The sequence below is a fragment of the Lentzea kentuckyensis genome (assembly GCF_002150765.1).
Classification (GTDB): domain Bacteria; phylum Actinomycetota; class Actinomycetes; order Mycobacteriales; family Pseudonocardiaceae; genus Lentzea; species Lentzea kentuckyensis.
Map to the genome: position 1 here is coordinate 1 of NZ_MUYM01000062.1, position 20,846 is coordinate 20,846.

Consider the following 20,846-nt stretch of genomic DNA (forward strand, 5'->3'; position numbering starts at 1 on the left):
GGCTTCACCGCGGCGCCGCGGGTGGTCGAGGCGATGCGTTCGATGGCAGCCGAAATCGCCCGCATCACGCCGGAGCGCGTGCAGGTGGAGCTCTCGAAGCTCCTGTGCGGGGCGCATCCCCGCCGCGGCATCGAGCTCATGGTCGAGACCGGCCTGGCAGACGTCGTGCTGCCGGAGCTCACGGCCATGAAGCTGGAAATCGACGAACACCATCAGCACAAGGACGTCTTCGACCACTCGCTGGTTGTGCTGGAACAGGCAATTGATCTTGAAGATGTTGATCATTCACCCGATCTGGTGCTGAGGATCGCCGCGCTCCTGCACGACATCGGCAAGCCGGCGACCCGGAAGTTCGAGTCGGGCGGCGGTGTCTCGTTCCACCACCACGAGGTCGTGGGCGCGAAGATGGTCCGCAAGCGCTTGCGGGCGTTGCGGTACTCGAAGGAGATCACCGAGGACGTCGCGAAGCTCGTCTACCTGCACCTGCGCTTCCACGGCTACGGCAACGGCGAGTGGACCGACTCGGCCGTGCGCCGGTACGTGACCGACGCCGGCGACCTGCTGACGCGGTTGCACAAGCTCGTCCGTGCGGACTGCACGACCAGGAACAAGCGCAAGGCGAACCTGCTGCGCCGGACCTACGACTCTCTTGAGGAACGCATCGCGCGTATCGCGGCCGAGGAAGACCTCGCGCGTGTGCGGCCCGACCTCGACGGCAACGAGATCATGAAGCTGCTCGGTCTGCCGCCGGGTCGCGAGGTCGGTGCCGCGTGGAAGTTCCTCAAGGAGCTCCGGCTCGACCGGGGACCGCTGGACCGTGACGAGGCCGAGGCGGCGTTGCTCGACTGGGCGCGCGAGCAGGGGATCACTCCCCCGGCTTGATGACGCATTGTGAGCGGATGAAATCCCCGCGTTAGCGATCTGACAGCGCGGGGTTGCACCATGGGTGTGCGCTAGGGGAGCGCATGGGGGTGGTGCAGATGTTCACTTGGGGACTTTCCGCAGGTCCGGCCGTACAAGACCTGGACGTGCTGACCGACGACCAACGGGCAGTGCTGAGGTGTCTCGCGCGCGGTCACGCAGACCACGAGATCGCGCGCGTGCTCGGCTTCGGGCAACAGCGGGTGGCCGACGAGGTGGTCGACATCCTGCGGCGCCTCGAACTACCCGATCGGGTGGCCGCCGTCGTCTTCGCGCACGAGGCCGGGATGTTGCACCTGCCGTTTCCTCGCTAGCAGCAGCAGGAAGCCGGCCATGCCGACCAGGTAGAGACCGGCGGCGGTGATCATGAGGCCGTGCGAGCGGCCGTCCAGGGGGACCACCGTCGCGGTGATGGACACCGCGGTCACCTGCGCGATGTTGAACAGGGTGTCGTAGAGGGAGAACACCCTGCCGCGCACTTCGTCGCCGACGTCGTGCTGCACCGCGGTGTCCACGCACAGCTTGATGATCTGACCTGCGAAGATGACGACGAAGGCGGCCGCCAGGATGGTCGGCAGCGTCATCGGCAGCCCGAGCCCGATCTGCGCGGCGGCGGACAGCAGCAACGCCCCGCAGACGGTCCGCGTGACGCCGAACCTGTCGACGATCCGGTCGGTGAGGATGCCCGCGAGCAGCACGCCGGCGCCGCCCGCGACGGCGACCTCGCCGAGCCCGCCGATGCCGGCCTTGAGGATGCCGACGTCCTCCAGGCTGTAGCGCATCAGCAGCAGCGTGATCATCAGGCTGATGCCGAATGCCGCCCGGTGCGCCAGCACCGCTGCCAGGGCGGCCGTGACGCTCGGGGTGCGCCAGGTGGCCTTCGCGCCGTCCAGCAGACCACGTGCGACGGCCGTGACCGCGTTGTGCGGCTCGTCGACCTCGTCCGGCCCGAGCACACCGGCCTTGAACCGGCTGGCGATCAACGCGCTGAGCAGCAACCCGACCACGGCGATGCTGGTGGTCCACGCCGACCCGCCGTCCCCGGCGCCGAGCACCGTGCGGAACCCGATCGCGCAGGCGGCACCGACCACGGCCATGATCGCGCCGGCCGTCGTGGCCAGCGCGTTCGCCTCGACCAGGTGGTCTTCGGGAACGACGTGCGGCAACGACGCCGAGAGCCCGGCTCCGACGAACCGGCCGATGCCCATGACGATGAGCGCGGAGATGTAGAGCGGCAGCCCGCTCAGCCCCGCCCCGACCGCCGCGGCGGTGAGCAGGACGAAGGCCGCCCGCGTGACGTTCGCCACGACGATGACCTTCTTGCGGTCCCACCGGTCGAGCAGCGCGCCGGTGAACGGCCCGATGACCGAGTACGGCAGCAGAAGGACCGCGAACCCGGCCGCGATGGCCGCGGGATCGGCCTGCCGTTCGGGGTTGAAGAGCACAGCGCCGGCGAGTCCGGCCTGGAAGAGCCCGTCACCCCACTGGGAGGCGAGACGGGTGGCGAGGAGCCTGCGGTACTCAGGGATGCCGAGGAACCGGCGTGATCCCAAGTGGTGCTTCTCCACCGCAAGCGTTGTCACCATTGCACTCTATGCGCGTGGTGGTGAAAACCACGAAAGCCGGACCTCTCGGTCCGGCTCCCGTGGATCGGATGCCAGGTCGCCTCACGGCGCGGTGCACTACGCGGCTCCAGCCGGACGGTATTCCGCGAAGGCAGTTGTCTGTTGAGCCCGGGGGACACAAAGACATCCGACACCTGAGTCTAACGGGGCGCGGCCCTGAGTTGTTCCGGCGATCACGGGTGATTTCATGGTGACGTGCGTCCCGATGCCGAAGTCGAGCCAGGCTCCCTCTTGGTTGCCGCTCCGAGCCTGAACGACCCGAACTTCACGCGCACCGTCGTCTACATCATCGACCAACGTCCAGAGGGGACCCTCGGCGTTGTGCTGAATCGCCCCTCCGAGGTGGCCGTGCACGACGTGCTGCCGCCGTGGGGCGAGCACGTCACCAAGCCGCAGTGCATCTACATCGGCGGCCCGGTCGAGCAGAAGACGGCGCTGTGCCTGGCGGCCCTGAAGGCGGGCACCGATCCGTCCGCAGTGGAGGGCCTGGTGGGTGTGCAGGGCCCGGTGGCGTTGATAGACCTGGACGCCGAGCCGGACGACCTGATGCCGCTGGTGCGCGGCCTGCGGGTGTTCGCGGGCTACAGCGGCTGGGGTGAGGGACAGCTGGCGGGCGAGATCGAGCGCGGCGACTGGATCGTCGTGACCGGACTGGCCGATGACGTGCTCGTCGGTGCGAACGTCGACCTGTGGGGACGGGTGCTGCGCCGGCAGGGCATGCCGCTGGCGCTGCTGTCCACCTATCCCAAGGACGTCCGCGAGAACTGAGTCAACGCTGATTCACGTGAAACGTCGGGCTACAGCCCGGCGAGCGGGGAGCAACCGCCACCACCACAGGCGCAGCCGCCGCAGCCCTTGGGCTTGACCGGCTCCGGCACCAGGGCCGCCGCCCGGCTGCCCGCGATCCCACCGGCGAAGGCGATCCCCAGCGCGCCCACCAGTCCGATGATCCCAGCGGTGACGGCCAGGTCGGTCATCACGAACGCCATCGTGCCCGACACGATCGCGACCGCGCCGGCCGCGACGCACGGCACCCCGGCGACGCGGTTGGCCAGGGCGAACGTCTCCTCGTCGCGCATTGCCGCCGGCGTGCGCACGCCGACGTAGCGGTTGCGCCGCAGCTTGCCCTGCAGACCCAGCAGACCGACCGCGCCGAGAGCGACGCCGAGCACACCCAGGACGACCGACAGCACGATGTTCACCCCATGAGGGTAAGACGGATCCGCGGTTCACCCGACAGTCACCCCGGTCTGATGTGCCGCACGCCACCGCCCCGTGCATGCCGCTTGCGGTGCGCTGATACCGTTGAGGGCATGAGCACGGCCCGCCTGCTCCTTATCTAGCCGCGACGACCTGATCGGAAGACGGTCGGCGCGGCCACCCTCCATGCCCGTCTGGGCTGGGGGGTTTCGTCATGTCAGGGGCAGGATCGATGTTGAGAGGGACGTTGAGATGAGCACGGACGCGGCGGAGATTCCCGCCTACCGCTACACCGCCGAGCTGGCGAACCAGATCGAGGCTCGGTGGCAGGGGTACTGGGAGAACCACGGCACCTACCACGCGCCCAACCCCGTTGGCGCGCTCGCAGGTGACGTGCCCGCGGACAAGCTGTTCGTGCAGGACATGTTCCCGTACCCGAGCGGTGCCGGCCTGCACGTCGGCCACCCGCTGGGCTTCATCGGCACGGACGTGTTCGCGCGGTACCACCGCATGAACGGCCGCAACGTGCTGCACACGATGGGCTTCGACGCGTTCGGCCTGCCCGCCGAGCAGTACGCGGTGCAGACCGGTCAGCACCCGCGCAAGACCACCGAAGACAACATCAACACCTACCTGCGCCAGATCCGCAGGCTGGGCCTGGGCCACGACGAGCGTCGCCGCATCTCGACGATCGACCCCGAGTACTACAAGTGGACCCAGTGGATCTTCCTGCAGATCTTCAACTCCTGGTACGACCCGGACGCCCGCAAGGCCCGCCCGATCGCCGAGTTGATCTCTCAGTTCGAGTCTGGCGAGCGCGACATCGCAGACGGTCGCAAGTGGTCTGAGCTGTCTTTTGCCGACCAGCAAAGGATCTTGGGCGAATTCCGGCTGGCCTACTTGTCGGAGGCGCCCGTCAACTGGTGTCCCGGACTGGGTACTGTGCTGGCGAACGAAGAGGTCACCGCGGACGGTCGCAGTGAGCGTGGCAACTTCCCGGTGTTCAGGAAAAACCTGCGCCAGTGGATGATGCGCATCACCGCGTACTCGGACCGGCTGATCGACGACTTGGACCGGCTGGACTGGCCGGACAAGGTCAAGGCCATGCAGCGCAACTGGATCGGGCGCTCGCACGGTGCCCGAGTCCGATTTGCGGTGGGAGACGAGAACATTGAGGTCTTCACGACCCGTCCGGACACGTTGTTCGGCGCGACCTACATGGTCCTGGCACCGGAACACGAGCTGGTGGACCAGATTGCGACGCCCGATCGCGTGGCAGACATCGCCGCGTACCGGCGCGCCGCGTCCCTGAAGTCCGAACTGGATCGTCAGGAGAACAAGGAGAAGACCGGCGTCTTCATCGGGGCGTACGCCACGAACCCGGTGAACGGCAAGGAAATCCCGGTCTACATCGCCGACTACGTGCTGATGGGCTACGGCACGGGCGCGATCATGGCCGTGCCCGGCCAGGACCAGCGCGACTGGGACTTCGCGAAGAAGTTCGATCTGCCGATCGTCCGCACGATCCAGCCGCCCGAGGGCTTCGAGGGTGAGGCCTACACCGGCGACGGACCCGCGGTGAACAGTCGCCAAGAAAACGGGCTCAGCCTGGACGGCATGGCGATCGACGACGCCAAGAAGACGATGATCGGGTGGCTGGAGGAGAACGGCCACGGTCACGGCACCGTCCAGTTCAAGCTGCGCGACTGGCTGTTCAGCCGCCAGCGCTACTGGGGCGAGCCGTTCCCGGTCGTCTACGACGAGGCCGGCACCCCGATCGCGCTGCCCGAGTCGATGCTGCCGATCGAGCTGCCGGACGTCGACGACTACTCGCCGCGCACCTTCGACCCGGAGGACGCGAACACCGAGCCGTCGCCGCCGCTGTCGCGCGCCACGGAGTGGACGACGATCGAGCTGGACCTGGGCGACGGTGTTCGTACGTACCGCCGCGACACGAACACGATGCCGAACTGGGCGGGTTCGTGCTGGTACCAGCTGCGCTACGTCGACCCGGTCGAGACCGAGCGGTTCGTCAACCCGGAGAACGAGAAGTACTGGCTGGGCCCGCGCACGGCCGAACACGGCCCGACCGACCCCGGCGGCGTCGACCTGTACATCGGCGGCGTCGAGCACGCGGTGCTGCACCTGCTGTACTCGCGCTTCTGGCAGAAGGTCCTGTTCGACCTGGGCCACCTGACCGGCGACGAGCCGTACCGCCGCCTGTTCAACCAGGGCTACATCCAGGCGTACGCGTACGTCGACCCGCGCGGCGTCTACGTGCCGGCCGACGAGGTCGTCGAATCGGACGGCAGGTACTTCTACAACGGCGAAGAAGTCCGCCGTGAGTACGGAAAGATGGGCAAGAGCCTGAAGAACGTCGTCACGCCGGACGAGATGTGCGAGAAGTACGGCGCCGACACCTTCCGGTTCTACGAGATGTCCATGGGCCCGATGGACGTGTCACGGCCGTGGGCGACCAAGGACGTCGTGGGAGCCCAACGCTTCCTGCAGCGTCTGTGGCGCAACCTGGTAGACGAGACCGACGGCTCGCTGCGAGTTGTCGACGAAGAGCCTTCGGTCGAGGCCCTGCGGCTGCTGCACAAGACCATCGCCGGTGTCCACGACGACTACGCGAACCTGCGCTACAACACGGCGGGCGCGAAGCTGATCGAGCTGAACAACTTCGTCACCAAGCACTACGCCGCCGGCACCCCGCGCGCACTGGCCGAGCCCCTGGTCCTGATGCTGGCCCCGCAGGCCCCGCACGTGGCCGAGGAGCTGTGGTCGAAGCTGGGCAACGACGGCACGCTGGCGCACGGCCCGTTCCCCGCCGCCGACGAGCAGTACCTGGTCGAGGACACCGTCGAGTACCCGATCCAGGTCAACGGCAAGGTCCGCTCGCGAGTCGTGGTCTCGGCCTCTGCCTCGCAGGACGAGATCAAGGCGGCGGCGCTGGCCGAGGAGAAGATCGCCGAACTGGTGGACGGCGGCGAGCCGCGCAAGGTGATCGTGGTCCCCGGCCGTTTGGTGAACATCGTCCTGTAGTTACGGGAAGGGCCGGCGCGGCTACGGCTGCGCCGGCCCTATTCCACATCTCGCGGATCAGCACGTTCCCGGCCGACTGGCGAACGTCGTCCGGTAGTTACTGGTCTTCCTGGAACCCGATGTCGCTCAGCATCTGGTCGAGCATGCTGTCGAACATCGGCTCCGGGTTGCTCACCGCGAACGGGAACCTCCCGAACACCTCCAGAGCCACGTGCCCGTACAGCCGAACCCACGACTGCACCACGTGGTAGATCTTCCCCAGGTTGAGGACGGAGTCCTCGACCACGACGCCGTGCACCGACACCGCGTCCATCAGCACCTGCTGGAACCTGACCAGGTCCTCGTGCAGCACCTCGGGCACCTCGTCGTCCGCGTGCTTGACGACCAGGTTCGAGGCGATCAGCCGACCGGCGAGCTGCAGGAACACCGAGCCGAACTGGTCGGCGCCCAGCGGGTCCCGTGGCGAGGCGAAGACCAGCGCGAACTCCTGCGGGTGGGCCAGCGCCCAGCGGCGGAAGCCGCGGCACACCGCCCGCACCTGGCATCCCACGTGCCCTGACGTGTCCGCGGCGAGGTCGGCGTACAGGACAGCCGCCATGTCCGCGCAGATGTCGTCGCAGAGCTGTCGCAACAGCGCGTCGTGGGAGTCGTAGTAGCGGTACAGGGCTGGCGCGGTGATGCCTAGTTTGCGCGCGATGGCACGCAGGGTAACCGCGTCGCGGCCGCTTTCCACCAAAAGGGCGCGGGCCGCCTGCCGGATCTCCCGCTCGGTTTCAACGCGGAGTCGTTCTCGGCGAGTGGCCTCGGTCATATGTCACTCCATCGGGTTGTAGACCCCGTCCACGGCCCCGTACGGTTTCAGTGAACGGTGTTTACAAGAGTTCACGGGATTAACAGCACGGTAACCCAGGAGGCCGTCGTCGATGTTCGCGAAGTGGGGCTCGATCGCATATCGCCGCCGGTGGGTGGTGTTGATCACGACCGTACTGCTCACCGTGCTCGGCGGTGTGTGGGGTTTGGGCGTGTTCGACAAGCTCAGCCAGGGTGGTTACGAGGCTCCTTCCAGCGAGGCGGCGCGGGCCGACAAAGTAGCCGAGGAGGCGTTCGGGCGGCAGAACGGTGACGTGATCGTCATTTATCGCGGCGATTTCGCGAACCCGCTCGAGCTCAAGAAGGTCGCCGACCACATCAGCGGCTTCCCCAAGGACGACGTGCTCAAGACCGTCGGGCCAGTGCCGTCGGACAACCAGCAGCAGGCGCTGGTCGCCATCACGCTCAGCAGCGGTGACTCGAACGAGCAGATCAAGCAGTTCGAGGAAATCCAGAAGCAGCTGTCCATCGACGGCTTCACCCAGCAGGTCGGTGGGCTCGTGCCCACCCAGAAGGCCATCAACGACATGTCGCAGGAGGACCTGACGCGCGCGGAGATGTTCTCGCTGCCGCTGGTCCTGCTGCTGCTCGTGATCATCTTCGGTGGCCTGGTCGCCGCCAGCCTCCCGGTGGTCGTCGGTGGTCTAGCGATCATGGGCGCGCTCGGCGTGCTGCACGGCATCGCGAACTTCACCGAGGTCAACTCGTTCGCGGTCAACGTCGCCTCGTTGCTCGGTCTGGGCATGGCGATCGACTACGGGCTGTTCATGGTCGGCCGGTTCCGCGAGGAGCTCGCGCAGGGCCGGACCACCGAACAGGCTGTTGGTCGCACGGTCGCGAGTGCGGGCCGCACGGTGATGTTCTCCGCGACGCTGCTGGTCATCGCGCTGGCCGGGTTGCTGCTCTTCCCGCACGGCTTCCTGAAGTCCCTCGCGTACGGCGGCATGTCGTCGGTCGCGATCGCGGCGGTGGTCTCGCTGACGCTGCTGCCCGCGTTGCTCGGCGCGCTCGGCCACCGGGTCGACAAGCTCGCCATGCCGTGGCGCAAGAAGGAGCCGAGCGAACGCGGCTGGCGCAGTATGAGCGGCAAGGTCATGAAGCGGCCGCTGCTGTTCGCCATCCCGCTGATCGCGGTGCTCGCGGCGCTCGGTGCGCCGTTCCTGAACGTCCAGTTCGGCCAGGTCACCGAGAAGGTGCTGCCAGAGGGCAACACCGTGCGGGTGGCCACCGAGAACATCAACCAGAACTTCTCGGCGCTCTCCAACACCGGCTTCAAGATCGTCGTCAAGGGCGGCGACCAGGCGGCGGTTCAGGAGTACCTGGGCAAGGTCAAGGACGTTCGCGGCGTCGGCGAGGTCCAGCCGCTCGGCCAGGACAAGGGCGTCACGGCCGCGGCCGCCGGGCTGGAGCACGACGCGCTGAGCGAGGAGTCGAAGCAGGCGCTCAAGGACGTCCGGGCGATCACCCCGCCGAACGGCGCCGAGGTGCTGGTCGGCGGCAACACCGCCACGGTCAGCGACTCGCTCGACGCCATCGCGGCCGGGCTGCCGTTGATGATCGGGCTGCTGGTCGGCGCCACGCTGATCCTGATGTTCCTGGCGTTCGGCTCGGTCGTGCTGCCGATCAAGGCGGTGCTGATGAGCGCGCTGTCGTTGTCGGCGACGTTCGGCGTGCTGGTGTGGATCTTCCAGGAGGGCCACGGGGCCGACTGGCTCGGCGTCACGCCGGGGCCGCTCGAGTCCGGCATCGTCGTGCTGATGGCGGCCATCGTGTTCGGTCTGTCGACGGACTACGAGGTCTTCCTGCTCAGCAGGATGGTCGAGGCCCGCGGCCAGGGCGCGACCACCGAGGAAGCGGTGACCACCGGCCTGGCCAAGACCGGCCGGGTGATCACCTCGGCCGCGCTGCTGCTGATCGTGGTGACCGGCGCGTTCGCGTTCTCGCAGGTCGCGATGATGCGGTTCGTCGGCGTCGGCATGATCCTCGCGCTGGCGCTCGACGCCACCGTGGTCCGGATGCTGCTCGTGCCGGCCGTGCTCAAGCTGCTCGGCGACGCCGCGTGGTGGTCACCCGGCCCGCTCAAGCGGATCCAGGAACGCCTCGCGCTTCACGACGAGCCGGTGGACGACTTCGACGACTGGGACGACGAGATCCGCGAGCCCGTCGCGGTCGGCTGACCGGGCGGGAAGGCGATCATGGCCGCGTCGAACTGGCGCGGCCTCGCCTCCTGCAGCTCGCCCGACTTCATCCGGTAGGTGGCGAGCACCGCGTTCGAGCTGTCCAGCACCGTCGTCGTCGCGCCGGTCGCGAAGAAGACCCTCGGGTCGCCCGGCGCGATGGCGACGCCCTGCGTGTTGAGGGGCAAACGTTCGCGCAACGTCATCGTGGCCGCGTCGATGATCACGACCGAGCTCTCCTTCGGCAGCGTCAGGTAGACGCTCGCGCCGTCCGGGGTGACGGCGATGCTGCCCGCTCCCCTGCCGACCTCCAGCGAGCCGACGACCTGGTTCGTGGTCGTGTCGATCACCGACAACGTGCCGGGCGTCTTCTCGCCGAGGCGCATGCTGCTCACGTACAAACGCTTGCCGTCCGGTGAGATCGCCAGGAACTGCGGCAGACCGCCGACCTGGATCGTCGAGGTCTGGAACGCCGTCGCGGTGTCGACGATGCCGACCGTCCCGTCCTGCGCGTTGGCCACGTAGAGGACCTGGTTGTTCGGGTGGACGGCGAGGCCCTGCGGCTGGCCTGGCACCTTGACCGCCGCGACCAGCCGGAAGTTCTCCGGATCCACCACCGCGACGCCGCCGCTGGCCGAGACGTAGAGGCGTTGCCCGTCCGGGCGCATCGCCGCGTGCGTGAGAGGGACCTGGGTGAAGATCCGGTCGAGGATCGCGCCGGTCTCCGGGTCGACCACGGTGATCGCGCCGGTCCACCCGTTGATCACGTACAGGCGTCCCCCGTCCGGAGACACGGCGACACCCGTCGCGCGGCCGCCGGTGTCGGCCTGCGCGAGTACCGTGCCGCTCTTGGTGTCGACGACCTGTACGAGACCGGTCCTGCCCACCACGTACGCACGCGGCGCTCGCGATGCGGAAGAAGTGGTCGTGTACTCGTGCCCTTGGTGAACACCCGTCGCCGCGAAGGCCGCTGAGAGCGCTAGAACCGCGGCCACGAGGCGTGGCTTTGCCATACGCCCGATGGGAACACTTCCGAGTGCTTTCGATCCACTTCCGTCACTCGGTCGAGCGAAATCTTTGCCCTGTAGTAGTAACTACTCCGGAGCTTTCGCAGTGGCCACCAGCTTCGCGTAACGGGTGCCGGCGGTGAGCAACACCAGACCGGCGCCGAGGAACGCCAGCACGCGGGCGACACCGTCGAGCGCGGCCAGGTCGAACAGCACCAGCTTCACCACCGCGGCACCGACCAGGATCAGGCCGGAGATCCGCAGCGCCTTGTTGTTGATGCCCCTGACCAGGAGGAACAACGCGGCGATCGTCCACGACACGGTGACGACGGAGTGTCCGAAGAGGAATCCGCTCTCGTCCGGTGACACCAGCAGCGCCGCGCACAGCACCGCACCCGCCGCGCCGTAGAGCAACACGAGTCCGGCGAGGATCCACGGGACCGGATGCCTGGCCGGCTCGCGCAGCACCTGCATCTTCAGCGCCGCCCACGGCAGCACCGCGGCGACGATGGCCAGCACGATCGCCGTCACCAGGCCCGCCGCGTAGTCGCTCGGCTGGACGTAGTTGAAGAAGCGCGGTTCTTCCACCAGCCACGTGAGCGGCACTGCCTGACCGATCGTCATCAGGAACCCGACGACGCCGAACACGATCGACCCGACCAGCGCGCTCTTCTTGGTGAGCCTGGCCGCGAGGAACGCCAGCAGCACCGCCTCGGCCAGCACGATCGCCGTGCGGACGTTGCCGTCGAGCGCGATCACCGTCGTCTGGAACAACGCGAGCATGCCCGTCGCGCCGGCCGCCGTCGTGAACGCGCGGGGCAGGTCCGGGATCATCCAGATCGCCAGCAGCACCGCGGCGACCGCACCGGCGAGCACCGAGTTGGCCGGGTCGTCGAGCAGCGTCGTCGCGAACATCGCCGGCAGCGCAGAGCCCGCGACCAGCGCGATCGAGACGATGTCCTCTGGGCGCCTGCGGATCGTCAGCAGCGCGACCGCGATGCCGACGACGGTCGTGGCCCCGGCGACGCCGACCACGGTCCACTCGAAGTCCTTGGGGATGGCGTTCGCGGTGGTGAGCAGCGAGGCGAGGATCGGCCCGAAGCCACCAGCGATCGCGAGACCAGGCCAGTTGCGCTGGATCTGGACCGGCGTGCTGGCCATCTTCAACACCAGCAGGAAGGCGACCAGCAGGACCGTGAAGCCCTCGGTCAAGATCGGCGAACACACGGCACACGCTGCGACGACGGCGACCGCGAGCGCTTGCGAGTCCCACCGCAGCGCGAGCACGACACCGGCCGCCGCGACCGCGAGGCCGACGACGAGACCCACGCCGGGTGACAGGTAGTGGTACAGGCTCGTAGCGGCGAGTACGTCCAGGTAGAGCCCCGCGAAACCGGTGAAGGCCAGCGCGAACGCCCCGGTGCGCCCCGCCGGGTTGCGGTGCAGCCAGAGCCCGATGCCCACCAACGCGCCGCTGAACACCGCGCCGCCGATGACGCGCGGCATCGGCCCGAGCCAGCCGCGCTGAACAGCGAGGATCAGCAACAACACGAACCCAAGCACGGTGATCGCGCCACCGACCCACGCCAGCAGCTTCGCCCCCGCCCCATCCTTCCCCAACTTCTCGAACAGCGTCTCCCGAGGCTGCGGCGCAACCCACCCCTGCTGCGGGACCGCACGCGGGGCGCCTTCGTACGTTCCATGTGAACGAAAGCTCCCCGCGTGCACTTGCTGCCACGGCTGCGGTGCCGGTGGCGGCGGCTGGAGCCATGGCTGCGGCGGCCCTTCCGCTGGTACACGCGGGGAGCTTTCGTTCACTGTGGGCGCATGCGGGGACCCCGCGTGTGCCTGAGACCACGGGGTGGGTGGCGGCGGTGCTGCCTCGGCCACGGCGGTCGCCGCGGTCGCCACCGAGCCCGAGTGCTCACGCATCTCCGAGCTGATCATCACCAGCCGCTGCCCGATGGCCGCGAGCTCCAGCGAGAGTCGCTGCTCGTACCCGAGGCGATCCTGTCCGTCCATGTGATCAGGGTGAGGCAGACCACGCCGAGTGACATCCGTACACCTACTCATCCCGCTTGACTAGATAGGTGTGTAATCGATTAACTTCTGCCCCGTGACGACCATGAAGGACGTCGCGCAGCACGCAGGCGTCTCCACGGCCACCGTGTCGCGCGTGCTCAACGGCCATGCGGCGCCGACTCCGGAGACCCGCGAGCGGGTGCTCGCCGCGATCGAGGAACTCGGCTACCGGCCCAACGCCCTGGCGCGATCCCTCAGGACCACCAGCACCCAGACCCTGGGTCTGGTCATCAGCGATCTGCTGAACCCCTTCTTCGCCGAGATCGCACGAGCGGTCGAGGACGAAGCCCGGTCACACGGCTACTGCGTCGTGATCGGGAACGCCGACGAGAGCGCCGAGCAGGAAGCGACGTACGTGCGCAACCTGCTCGACCGCCGGGTGGACGGCCTCCTGCTGTGCCCCGCGACCGACGACCCTGAGTTGGTTCGCGAAGTGAGCGCAGGTGGCGTTCCGCTCGTCCTGCTCGACCGGACCGTCAGGGGCGCGACATGCCCCGTCGTCCGCGCCGACGGCAGCGAGGCTTTGACCGCGCTCGCCCGGCGGCTCGTCGGCGCCGGCCACACCCGCATCGGCGTGATCGCGGGCCCGCCGAACACCTCCACTGGAAGAGAACGAACGGACGTGCTCACCGGGGCGCTCGGCGGTCTCGCGCAGGTCGTGCACGGCGACTTCCGGCAGGAGAGCGGCAGTCAGGCCGCCGCCAAGCTGATCGACGGCGGCGCCACCGCGCTGATCGCGATGGACAACCTGATGGGCCTCGGCGCGCTCGGCGAGATCAAGGCCCGCGGCCTGCAGATCCCGCACGACATCGCGCTCGCGGTGTTCGACGACCAGCCGTGGTTCCCGCTGCTCGACCCGCCGATCACGGTCATCGCCCAGCCGACCGTCGCGATGGGCCGGGCCGCCGCCCGCAGCCTGCTCGCCCTGATCAACGGTCAGCAGCCCGACGACGTCCGGCTCACCGCGAAGCTCGTGCTGCGCGGCTCACTCGGGGAGGCCGAGCTGTGAACGCGCTGATCACGGCCCGTGGCATCACCAAGCACTTCGGCGCCAACAAGGCGTTGGACGGCGTAGACCTCGACATCAACGCGGGTGAGGTCCACGTCCTGCTCGGCGAGAACGGCGCGGGCAAGTCCACGCTGGTCAAGGTGCTCGCCGGCATCCACAGCCACGACTCCGGCACCATCGAGGGCAAGGCCAGCCTGGCGGTCATCCACCAGGAGCTCGCGCTCGTCCCCGAGCTGACCGTCGCGGAGAACCTGTTCCTCAACCGGCTTCCGCGCAAGTACGGCTTCGTCGACCGCGCCGAGATGCGCCGCCAGGCCCCCAGGCTGCTCGACCGGGTCGGGCTGACCGTCGACCCGAACGCCAAGGTCAAGGACCTCGGCATCGCCCAGCAGCAGATGATCGAGATCGCCCGCGCGCTCGACAAGAACGCCGGCGTGCTGATCCTCGACGAGCCGACCGCGGTCCTCACCGAAACCGAGACCGACCGCCTGCTGGAGATCATGGCCCAGCTGCGCGAGAACGGCGTCGGCCTGGTCTTCATCACGCACCACCTCGACGAGATCCAGCGCATCGCCGACCGCATCACCGTGCTGCGCGACGGGCGAAGTGTCGGCGTTCTCGGACCGCGCGCCACCACCCAGCACATGATCGAGCTGATGGTCGGCCGCCCCATCGGCGAGCAGTACCCGCGCGCCCGGCAACGCCCAGGTCAGCCGTTGCTGAGCATCGAGAACCTGACCAAGCGCGGCGTGTTCGAGAACATCGACATCGAGGTCCACGCGGGCGAGGTCGTCGGCATCGCCGGCCTGGTCGGCGCGGGACGAACCGAAGTCGCGCGCGCCGCGTTCGGGGTGGACGGCTACGACCACGGCACGGTCACCGTCGACGGGAAACCGTTGCCCCGCCACGACGTCCAGGCCGCGATCAAGGCAGGTCTCGGACTGGTGCCGGAGGACCGCAAGGGCCAGGGCCTGGTCCTCACCGCGACCGTCGGCCAGAACCTCGAACTCGTGACGCTGGAGAACCGCGACCAGAAGCGCCTGCACGACATCGCGGGCAAGCTCCGGATCAAGGGCCGCGTCGAGCAGCCGGTCAGGGAACTCTCCGGCGGCAACCAGCAGAAGGTCGTCATCGGCAAGTGGCTGCTGGCCGACCCGAAGGTGCTGATTCTCGACGAGCCCACGCGCGGCGTCGACGTCGGCGCCAAGGTCGAGATCTACGAGCTGATCAACCGCATGACCGCGCAGGGCCGGGCCGTGCTGCTCGTGTCCAGCGACCTGCCCGAGGTGATCGGGATGAGCGACCGCGTCGTCGTGATGGCGCACGGCCGCGTGGCCGGTGAGCTGCCCAAGGGCGCGACCCAAGACCAGGTGATGGCACTCGCCGTGCAGGAGATTTCGGCATGAGCACGATCAGCATTCGCAAGTACGCCAGTGAGAACGGGGCGCTCGCCGGGCTTCTGCTGCTCGCGGTGGTCATCGCGATCATGCAGCCGGCGTTCCTCAACGCCCAGAACCTGCTCAACGTCGGCGTGCAGGCCGCGGTCATCGCGATCATGGCGTTCGGCATGACGTTCGTGGTGGTCGCGGGCGGTATCGACCTCTCGGTCGGCAGCATCGCCGCGCTGGCCGCGATGGTCGGCGCGCTCACCGCCGGGCCGATCGGTCTGGTCGTGGGTGCGTTGTGCGGCTTGGTGAACGGCGCGCTGGTCAGCTACGGCAAGCTGCCGCCGTTCATCGCGACGCTGGCCATGCTCAGCGTCGCCCGCGGTCTCACGCTGGTGTTCTCGGAAGGCCAGCCGCACGAGACCGACGCCGTGGTCACGTTCCTCGGCTCGAACCTCGCACCGATGGTGCCGTTGCCGTTGCTGCTGATGCTGGCGTTCTTCGGCATCACCGGCCTGATCCTCACGCGCACCAACCTCGGCCGCCGCATGTACGCGATCGGCGGCAACGAGGAAGCAGCCAAGCTCAGCGGCATCGACGTCCGGAAGCAGAAGCTCTGGATCTATGCGCTGAGCGGCCTGTTCGCCGCCGCCGCGGGCCTCGTGCTCGCGGGACGGCTCGGGTCCGCCGGTCCGCAGGCAGCGGTCGGCTACGAGCTCGACGCCATCGCCGCGGTCGTCATCGGCGGTGCGTCGTTGTCCGGTGGCGTTGGCCGCGCCACCGGGACGTTGGTCGGCGCACTTGTGCTCGCCGTCCTGCGCAACGGCCTCAACCTGCTCCAAGTTCCGCCGTTCTGGCAGCAGGTCGTCATCGGCGCGGTGATCGCTCTTGCCGCGTTGCTCGACTCACTTCGCCGTCGCTGAGAATCCCGCAACAGGTAAGGAAGACACCAATGAAGGTGACCCGACGGATCGCGCTGACCCTCGGTGCCGCGGCACTGCTGGCAACGGGGTGCAGCGGAACTGGGGCGTCCGGAGGAAGCGGCATCACCATCGGCCTCGCGGTGTCCACTTTGAACAACCCGTTCTTCGTGGAACTCCAGCAGGGCGCGCAGGAGATGGCGAACCAGCTCGGCGCCAAGCTGACCGTGGTCGACGCGCAGAACGACGCGACGAACCAGGTCAACCAGGTGCAGACGCTGGTGACCCAGGGCGTCAAGGCGATCATCCTGAACCCGGTCGACTCCAAGCAGTCCGCGCCCGCCGCCAAGGCCGCCGAGCTGGCGAACATCCCGCTGATCTCGGTCGACCGCGCGGTCGACGGCAAGGTCGCCGCCGAGGTCGCCTCGAACAACGTCTCGGGCGGCAGCCTCGCGGCCATCGAGCTCGGCCGCGCCACCTCCGGCGAGGTCGCGCACCTCAAGGGCATCTCGGGCGCGTCGGCGTCGCGTGACCGCGGTCAGGGCTTCGAGCAGGGCCTGAACAGCGGCAACATCAAGGTCGTCGCCACCGCCGTCGCGGACTTCGACCGCGCCAAGGGCCTCAACGAGACCACGAACCTGTTGCAGGGCCACCCGAACCTCAAGGGCATCTTCGCCGAGAACGACGAGATGGCGCTCGGCGCGATCAAGGCCCTCGGCGCCCGCGCCGGCAAGGACGTCATGGTCGTCGGCTTCGACGGCACGCCGGACGGCCTGAAGGCGATCCAGGACGGCACGCTCGTCGCCACCATCGCGCAGCAGCCGAAGCTGCTCGGCTCCAAGGCCGTCGAGCAGGCGGTCAAGGCGGCCAAGGGCGAGCCGGTCCAGCAGGTCGTGGACGTCGAGGTCAAGGTCATCACGAAGCAGAACGTGGCAGAGTTCACCAAGTGACGAAGCCTCTGCTTGTTCTCGGGTCCGCCAACGCCGACCTCGTGGTCGAGGTCGGCAGGCGGCCCGCCGGCGGTGAGACCGTCCTCGGCGGCGACACCGTCGTGCTGCCCGGCGGCAAGGGCGCGAACACCGCCGTTGCCGCCGCTCGCGTCGGCGCTTCCGTTGCACTCGTTGGTGCCGTTGGCGGTGACGGGTACGGCTCGTTGCTGCGCGAGTCGCTGGAGTCGTCCGGCGTCGACACGGCACTGGTGAAGACTTCCGAGCGCCCCACCGGGATCGCTTACATCACCGTGACTCCGGACGGCGAGAACTCCATCGTCGTGTCCCCCGGCGCCAACGCGGACGTCTCACTGTCCGATGTGGACGCCATCGACCTCACCGGCGTCAGCGTGCTGACGTGTTCGCTGGAAGTGCCGCTGGAGACGGTGATCCACGCGATCGACGTCGCCGCGAAGGCCGGCGTGCGGACCGTGCTGAACCTGTCGCCGGTCGCCGAACTGCCCGCGGAGACGCTCAAGCAGCTCACGACGCTGATCGTGAACGAGCACGAGGCCGCGCAGCTCGCGTCGGACTGGCGCCACCTGCTGCGGCTCGGCCCGCACACCGCGATCGTCACGCTCGGCGAGCGCGGTGCGGCCGTGGTGCTGCCCGCCGGTGTCGTGCAGGTGCCGTCGATCGAGGTGGACCAGGTGGTCGACACGACCGGCGCCGGTGACGCCTTCGCCGGAGCCTTCTCCGCGCGGCTGGCCGCGGGCGACCGGGTCGTCGTCGCGGCCGAGTACGCCGTGAAGGTCGCCGCGCTGTCCGTCACGAAGGCCGGTGCGCAGCCGTCGTACCCGACCGCCGCCGAGGTCAGCGGGCCAGCGGCGGAATGACCTGCACCGGGTCACCCGACCCGGTGAAGTCGAAGACGGCGAACTCCTCCTGGTTGCCCAGCTTGGCTTCCAACCGGCGGAGTTTGCCGTCGGCGTCGAGCCAGTAGCGCAGCCGGGAGTCCGTCGCGTCCTTCTGCCGAGGGCCCTCGAAGACGTCGACCGCCGTGTCACCGATCTTGTCCGCACGCAGCCAGCGTGCCGAACTCTGCAGCAACAGCTGGGAGTTCTCCGGCCGGTCCGAGCCCAGGTTCACCAGCAGCCGCAGCGCGCCGTCCAGTTCGGAGCCGCGTTCCTGCAGTTCGCGGACCTGCCAGTCGACCAACGGCAGCGGGTCGACCGCCTTGGTGGACGGCGTCATCGCGAACGCCATCCGGCCGAGGTTCCACTGCAGCAGGCCCTGGGCGAACTCGTCCGAGCGGCCGTCGGTGCGCATGCCCGCGTAGCCGTGGTGGTTCACGAAGTCGACGCGCCCGTCCAGGACGAGCTTGCCGCCGGGTGACGGGATGGACGCGGTGAACGCGCTGACACCGGTCGTGTAGTTCGAGAACCTGACCAGTGCCAGGCGTTCCGCCTCGGGGATCGACAGCGGTCGCGGGTCGGGCGTCGCGCCGCAGGCGGTCAGGACCAGCAGCAGAGCCAGGGCTTTCTTCACGACCGCACCGCCGCGCGGTCGTCGAACAGGTCCTCGGTCGGCACCGCGTACTTCTCGGCGTTCGGTGCCTTGTCCGGCAACGGGCCGTCTGGCATGTCCGGCTGTGTGGGCGGTGCGGCGACCTGGTTGAACGGGATTCCGCGCGGGGCAGCGGGTTTCTTCAGCGGCTCGCCAACGCCCTCGTAGCAGCGCTCACGGTCGAAGCAGTTGTTCCTGCCGGGTGCGCGTTGCGTGGCCACGTACAGCACGTCCTGGCCGTTGCGGGTGATCACGTTGCCGTCGAACCGGTTGTCCAGCGGTGCCAGGTCCTCGCTGGACCCCAGGGCCACGCCGACGCCGGGGTTGCCGGTGATCAGGTTGCGGGACACCAGGTTCCGCGTGCCGCCCGCGATGCCCAGGCCGAGCCCGAACGCGCCGTCTGCCTGGGCGGGCGAGAGCGCCTCCGAGTTGTCGGAGACGAGATTGCCGACGAACGCGGCGTCCTCCTGCGGCACGAACGCCTCCTGGTAGTCGGAGTTCGACGTCATACCGACCCGGTTGCCGCTGAACCTGTTGCCCAGCACGTACATCTGGCCGGACGCGTTCGTGCCCTCGTAACCGACGGCGTTGCGCTCGGCGACGTTGCCGCGCACGACGATGTCGCACGGCTTGCACTGGCCGACGTAGAAACCGGAGTCCGCGCTGCCGCTCGCGTAGCTCTGCTCGATCACGCCGTGCTGGGCGTCGAACGCGTAGATGCCGTACAGCGCGTTGTTGCTGGCCGTCACGTACGAGACGCGGAACCCCTGCAACGGCGGGAACTTCTGCGTGTCCAGTTTGGTGTAGCCGGTGCTGCCACGACCCATCCCGCCGTCCTGGCTGAGCCCGGTGACCAGCACGCCGTTCAGGGTGTGGTTGCGGACGGTCAGGTTCTGCACCGACACGTCCGGCGCGGTGACCACGATCCCGTTGGCCCGCTTGACCTCGCCGTCGATGATCACGCTGCCGCGCTGGGCGCCCCTGATCGTGAGGCCCTTGGTCCTGACCTGCACGGTCTCCTTGTAGACGCCGGGCGCGACGAGGATGGTCGCGCCCTCCCGTGCCTGGTCCACGGCGGCCTGGATGGTGCTCAGCTGTGCCGGGACCTTGATCTCGGGACCGAGCTTCGGTTTCGCCGCCGAGCATCCGGCGACCAGTAGCACTGCTGCGAAGGCGTACGGAGCGCGCACAGCCGGTCACCGTACTGCTCCGTTCGGCCTACTGTCACACTGCCCCTGTGGTCCTCATCTCACGCCGCCGTCTGTTGTATGGCGCTGCTGCCATTGGGCTACTCGGCGGCTGCGGATCGCACGAACGGCAACAGGGCGTCGCCACCCCGCAGCAACCGCACGCCGACATCTCCGTGTGGGACGCGGCCGGTCCGCCATCCGCGCAGGTCAGCTCCTCGGTGACGGTCACTTTTGGGCACGGGATCGACGGACTGCCGGAGTTCCCCGGTGACGCGGTCCGGGCGCAGGACCTGGGCGGACGGTTGTTCCTGCAGATCTGCGGGGACGATCCGGAGGCGGTGCGGGACGCGGCTGAGCGGTTGCGGCCCGACGGGCGGTTGAGGTGGCGTGAGCAGGGGTTCTGCCACGCGGATCGCACGAACGGGTTGGGTTTCAAAGACGGCATCGTGGTGCCCAAGACCGCCGAGGAGTTCGACCAGGAGGTCTGGCTGCCGGACGGGTCGACCATCGCCGTCGTGCGCCGGATGAAGCTCGACGTCTCCGCGTTCACGGCCTTGCCCGTGGCCGATCAGGAACGGGTGTTCGGGCGGCGCAAGCACGACGCGGTGCCGTTGTCCGGTGGCGACGAGGTCGATTTGTCGGCAAAGACCCCCGACGGCGAGTACGTCATCCCGGCCGACGCGCACGTGCGGCGGGCGCACCCGTTGATGGCGGGCGCCGGCCTGATGCTGCGCCGCTCGTACAACTACGCCGAGGGTCTGCTCTTCATCTCGTACCAGCGCGAACTTCGCACGTTTGTGAACACGATGTATCGCATGATCGATGGCGACGCACTTCTGCGTTACGCCACGACCACCAGCTCGGCGGCTTTCCGCATTCCGCCGCTGGATTAGTCACACTGAGCTGTCGTCGGTTCCCGG

At 68.5% G+C, this 20,846-nt stretch carries 18 protein-coding genes; 11 read left to right on the forward strand and 7 right to left on the reverse strand.

Translation table 11 applies throughout. The features are described 5' to 3' along the window. Window positions 1-882 (forward strand): CCA tRNA nucleotidyltransferase (locus B0F77_RS27645; protein ID WP_086665919.1); only part of this gene is annotated, 882 nt, incomplete at its 5' end. A gap of 98 nt (window positions 883-980) precedes the next feature. Then, complete coding sequence (locus B0F77_RS27650; RefSeq protein ID WP_158102841.1) at window positions 981-1,235, forward strand: LuxR C-terminal-related transcriptional regulator; 255 nt, start codon at window positions 981-983, stop codon at window positions 1,233-1,235. On the opposite strand, the gene B0F77_RS27655 is transcribed toward B0F77_RS27650, so the two are convergent. Then, complete coding sequence (locus tag B0F77_RS27655; protein WP_245848717.1) at window positions 1,164-2,504, reverse strand: MFS transporter; 1,341 nt, start codon at window positions 2,502-2,504, stop codon at window positions 1,164-1,166. The genes B0F77_RS27650 and B0F77_RS27655 overlap by 72 nt on opposite strands. 237 nt (window positions 2,505-2,741) lie before the next feature. Between B0F77_RS27655 and B0F77_RS27660 the strand changes: the two genes are divergently transcribed. Next, window positions 2,742-3,314 (forward strand): YqgE/AlgH family protein, encoded by a 573-nt coding sequence (locus B0F77_RS27660; RefSeq protein ID WP_086665922.1) that lies wholly within the window; start codon window positions 2,742-2,744, stop codon window positions 3,312-3,314. 29 nt (window positions 3,315-3,343) lie between these two features. Here the strand turns inward: B0F77_RS27660 and B0F77_RS27665 are convergent, their stop codons facing one another. Next, entirely contained in the window at window positions 3,344-3,748 is a 405-nt protein-coding gene (locus B0F77_RS27665; protein WP_245848719.1) for an SdpI family protein, read from the reverse strand. 250 nt (window positions 3,749-3,998) lie between these two features. Between B0F77_RS27665 and leuS the strand changes: the two genes are divergently transcribed. Further along, the gene (gene leuS / locus B0F77_RS27670; RefSeq protein WP_086665923.1) at window positions 3,999-6,791 is read left to right on the forward strand and encodes a leucine--tRNA ligase; all 2,793 of its coding nucleotides are present in this window, start codon (window positions 3,999-4,001) and stop codon (window positions 6,789-6,791) included. Window positions 6,792-6,888: 97 nt separating this feature from the next. Here the strand turns inward: leuS and B0F77_RS27675 are convergent, their stop codons facing one another. After that, the gene (locus tag B0F77_RS27675) at window positions 6,889-7,602 is read right to left on the reverse strand and encodes a TetR/AcrR family transcriptional regulator (RefSeq protein WP_086665924.1); all 714 of its coding nucleotides are present in this window, start codon (window positions 7,600-7,602) and stop codon (window positions 6,889-6,891) included. 112 nt (window positions 7,603-7,714) lie between these two features. Here B0F77_RS27675 and B0F77_RS27680 point away from each other — a divergent pair, with 112 nt between their 5' ends. Beyond that, complete coding sequence (locus B0F77_RS27680; RefSeq protein ID WP_086665925.1) at window positions 7,715-9,838, forward strand: MMPL family transporter; 2,124 nt, start codon at window positions 7,715-7,717, stop codon at window positions 9,836-9,838. Here B0F77_RS27680 and B0F77_RS27685 read toward each other — a convergent pair. Then, on the reverse strand, window positions 9,769-10,851 hold the full coding sequence (locus B0F77_RS27685; protein WP_086665926.1) for a YncE family protein: 1,083 nt from the start codon (window positions 10,849-10,851) through the stop codon (window positions 9,769-9,771). The two genes, B0F77_RS27680 and B0F77_RS27685, sit on opposite strands and share 70 nt — an antisense overlap. 81 nt (window positions 10,852-10,932) lie before the next feature. Next, window positions 10,933-12,867: a DUF2339 domain-containing protein gene (locus B0F77_RS27690; protein ID WP_158102842.1), complete on the reverse strand. Its 1,935-nt coding sequence runs from the start codon at window positions 12,865-12,867 to the stop codon at window positions 10,933-10,935. Window positions 12,868-12,970: 103 nt separating this feature from the next. On the opposite strand from B0F77_RS27690, the gene B0F77_RS27695 reads away from it, so the two are divergent. Genes B0F77_RS27695 through B0F77_RS27715 form a run of 5 tightly spaced genes read left to right on the forward strand, consistent with a single transcriptional unit; the run spans window position 12,971 to window position 18,066 of the window. Continuing rightward, window positions 12,971-13,936, forward strand: coding sequence for a LacI family DNA-binding transcriptional regulator (locus tag B0F77_RS27695; RefSeq protein WP_245848726.1), 966 nt, complete (start codon window positions 12,971-12,973; stop codon window positions 13,934-13,936). Next, entirely contained in the window at window positions 13,933-15,342 is a 1,410-nt protein-coding gene (locus B0F77_RS27700; RefSeq protein ID WP_086665929.1) for a sugar ABC transporter ATP-binding protein, read from the forward strand. Before B0F77_RS27695 ends, B0F77_RS27700 begins: the two co-directional genes overlap by 4 nt. After that, on the forward strand, window positions 15,339-16,244 hold the full coding sequence (locus B0F77_RS27705; protein ID WP_086665930.1) for an ABC transporter permease: 906 nt from the start codon (window positions 15,339-15,341) through the stop codon (window positions 16,242-16,244). Before B0F77_RS27700 ends, B0F77_RS27705 begins: the two co-directional genes overlap by 4 nt. A gap of 29 nt (window positions 16,245-16,273) precedes the next feature. Next, the gene (locus B0F77_RS27710) at window positions 16,274-17,191 is read left to right on the forward strand and encodes a substrate-binding domain-containing protein (RefSeq protein WP_086665931.1); all 918 of its coding nucleotides are present in this window, start codon (window positions 16,274-16,276) and stop codon (window positions 17,189-17,191) included. Then, complete coding sequence (locus B0F77_RS27715) at window positions 17,188-18,066, forward strand: ribokinase (RefSeq protein WP_086665932.1); 879 nt, start codon at window positions 17,188-17,190, stop codon at window positions 18,064-18,066. Before B0F77_RS27710 ends, B0F77_RS27715 begins: the two co-directional genes overlap by 4 nt. On the opposite strand, the gene B0F77_RS27720 is transcribed toward B0F77_RS27715, so the two are convergent. After that, window positions 18,044-18,718 carry a hypothetical protein gene (locus B0F77_RS27720; protein WP_086665933.1) on the reverse strand — a complete coding sequence of 225 codons (675 nt, stop codon included), beginning with the start codon at window positions 18,716-18,718 and terminating at the stop codon, window positions 18,044-18,046. The genes B0F77_RS27715 and B0F77_RS27720 overlap by 23 nt on opposite strands. Next, entirely contained in the window at window positions 18,715-19,926 is a 1,212-nt protein-coding gene (locus B0F77_RS27725) for a right-handed parallel beta-helix repeat-containing protein (protein WP_086665934.1), read from the reverse strand. The genes B0F77_RS27720 and B0F77_RS27725 overlap by 4 nt, the downstream gene beginning before the upstream one ends. Before the next feature lie 47 nt (window positions 19,927-19,973). Between B0F77_RS27725 and B0F77_RS27730 the strand changes: the two genes are divergently transcribed. Next, a complete protein-coding gene (locus B0F77_RS27730) occupies window positions 19,974-20,819 on the forward strand; it encodes a Dyp-type peroxidase (RefSeq protein ID WP_143466934.1) in 846 nt (281 codons plus the stop codon). Window positions 20,820-20,846 lie beyond the last annotated feature (27 nt).

Excerpts from the sequence above, each read along its gene's own strand:
- B0F77_RS27710 (WP_086665931.1), top strand. The coding sequence starts at position 16,274 with ATGAAGGTGACCCGACGGATCGCGCTGACCCTCGGTGCCGCGGCACTG.
- B0F77_RS27650 (WP_158102841.1), top strand. The coding sequence starts at position 981 with ATGTTCACTTGGGGACTTTCCGCAGGTCCGGCCGTACAAGACCTGGAC.
- B0F77_RS27705 (WP_086665930.1), top strand. The coding sequence starts at position 15,339 with ATGAGCACGATCAGCATTCGCAAGTACGCCAGTGAGAACGGGGCGCTC.
- leuS (WP_086665923.1), top strand. The coding sequence starts at position 3,999 with ATGAGCACGGACGCGGCGGAGATTCCCGCCTACCGCTACACCGCCGAG.
- B0F77_RS27675 (WP_086665924.1), bottom strand. The coding sequence starts at position 7,602 with ATGACCGAGGCCACTCGCCGAGAACGACTCCGCGTTGAAACCGAGCGG.
- B0F77_RS27680 (WP_086665925.1), top strand. The coding sequence starts at position 7,715 with ATGTTCGCGAAGTGGGGCTCGATCGCATATCGCCGCCGGTGGGTGGTG.
- B0F77_RS27695 (WP_245848726.1), top strand. The coding sequence starts at position 12,971 with ATGAAGGACGTCGCGCAGCACGCAGGCGTCTCCACGGCCACCGTGTCG.
- B0F77_RS27685 (WP_086665926.1), bottom strand. The coding sequence starts at position 10,851 with ATGGCAAAGCCACGCCTCGTGGCCGCGGTTCTAGCGCTCTCAGCGGCC.
- B0F77_RS27690 (WP_158102842.1), bottom strand. The coding sequence starts at position 12,867 with ATGGACGGACAGGATCGCCTCGGGTACGAGCAGCGACTCTCGCTGGAG.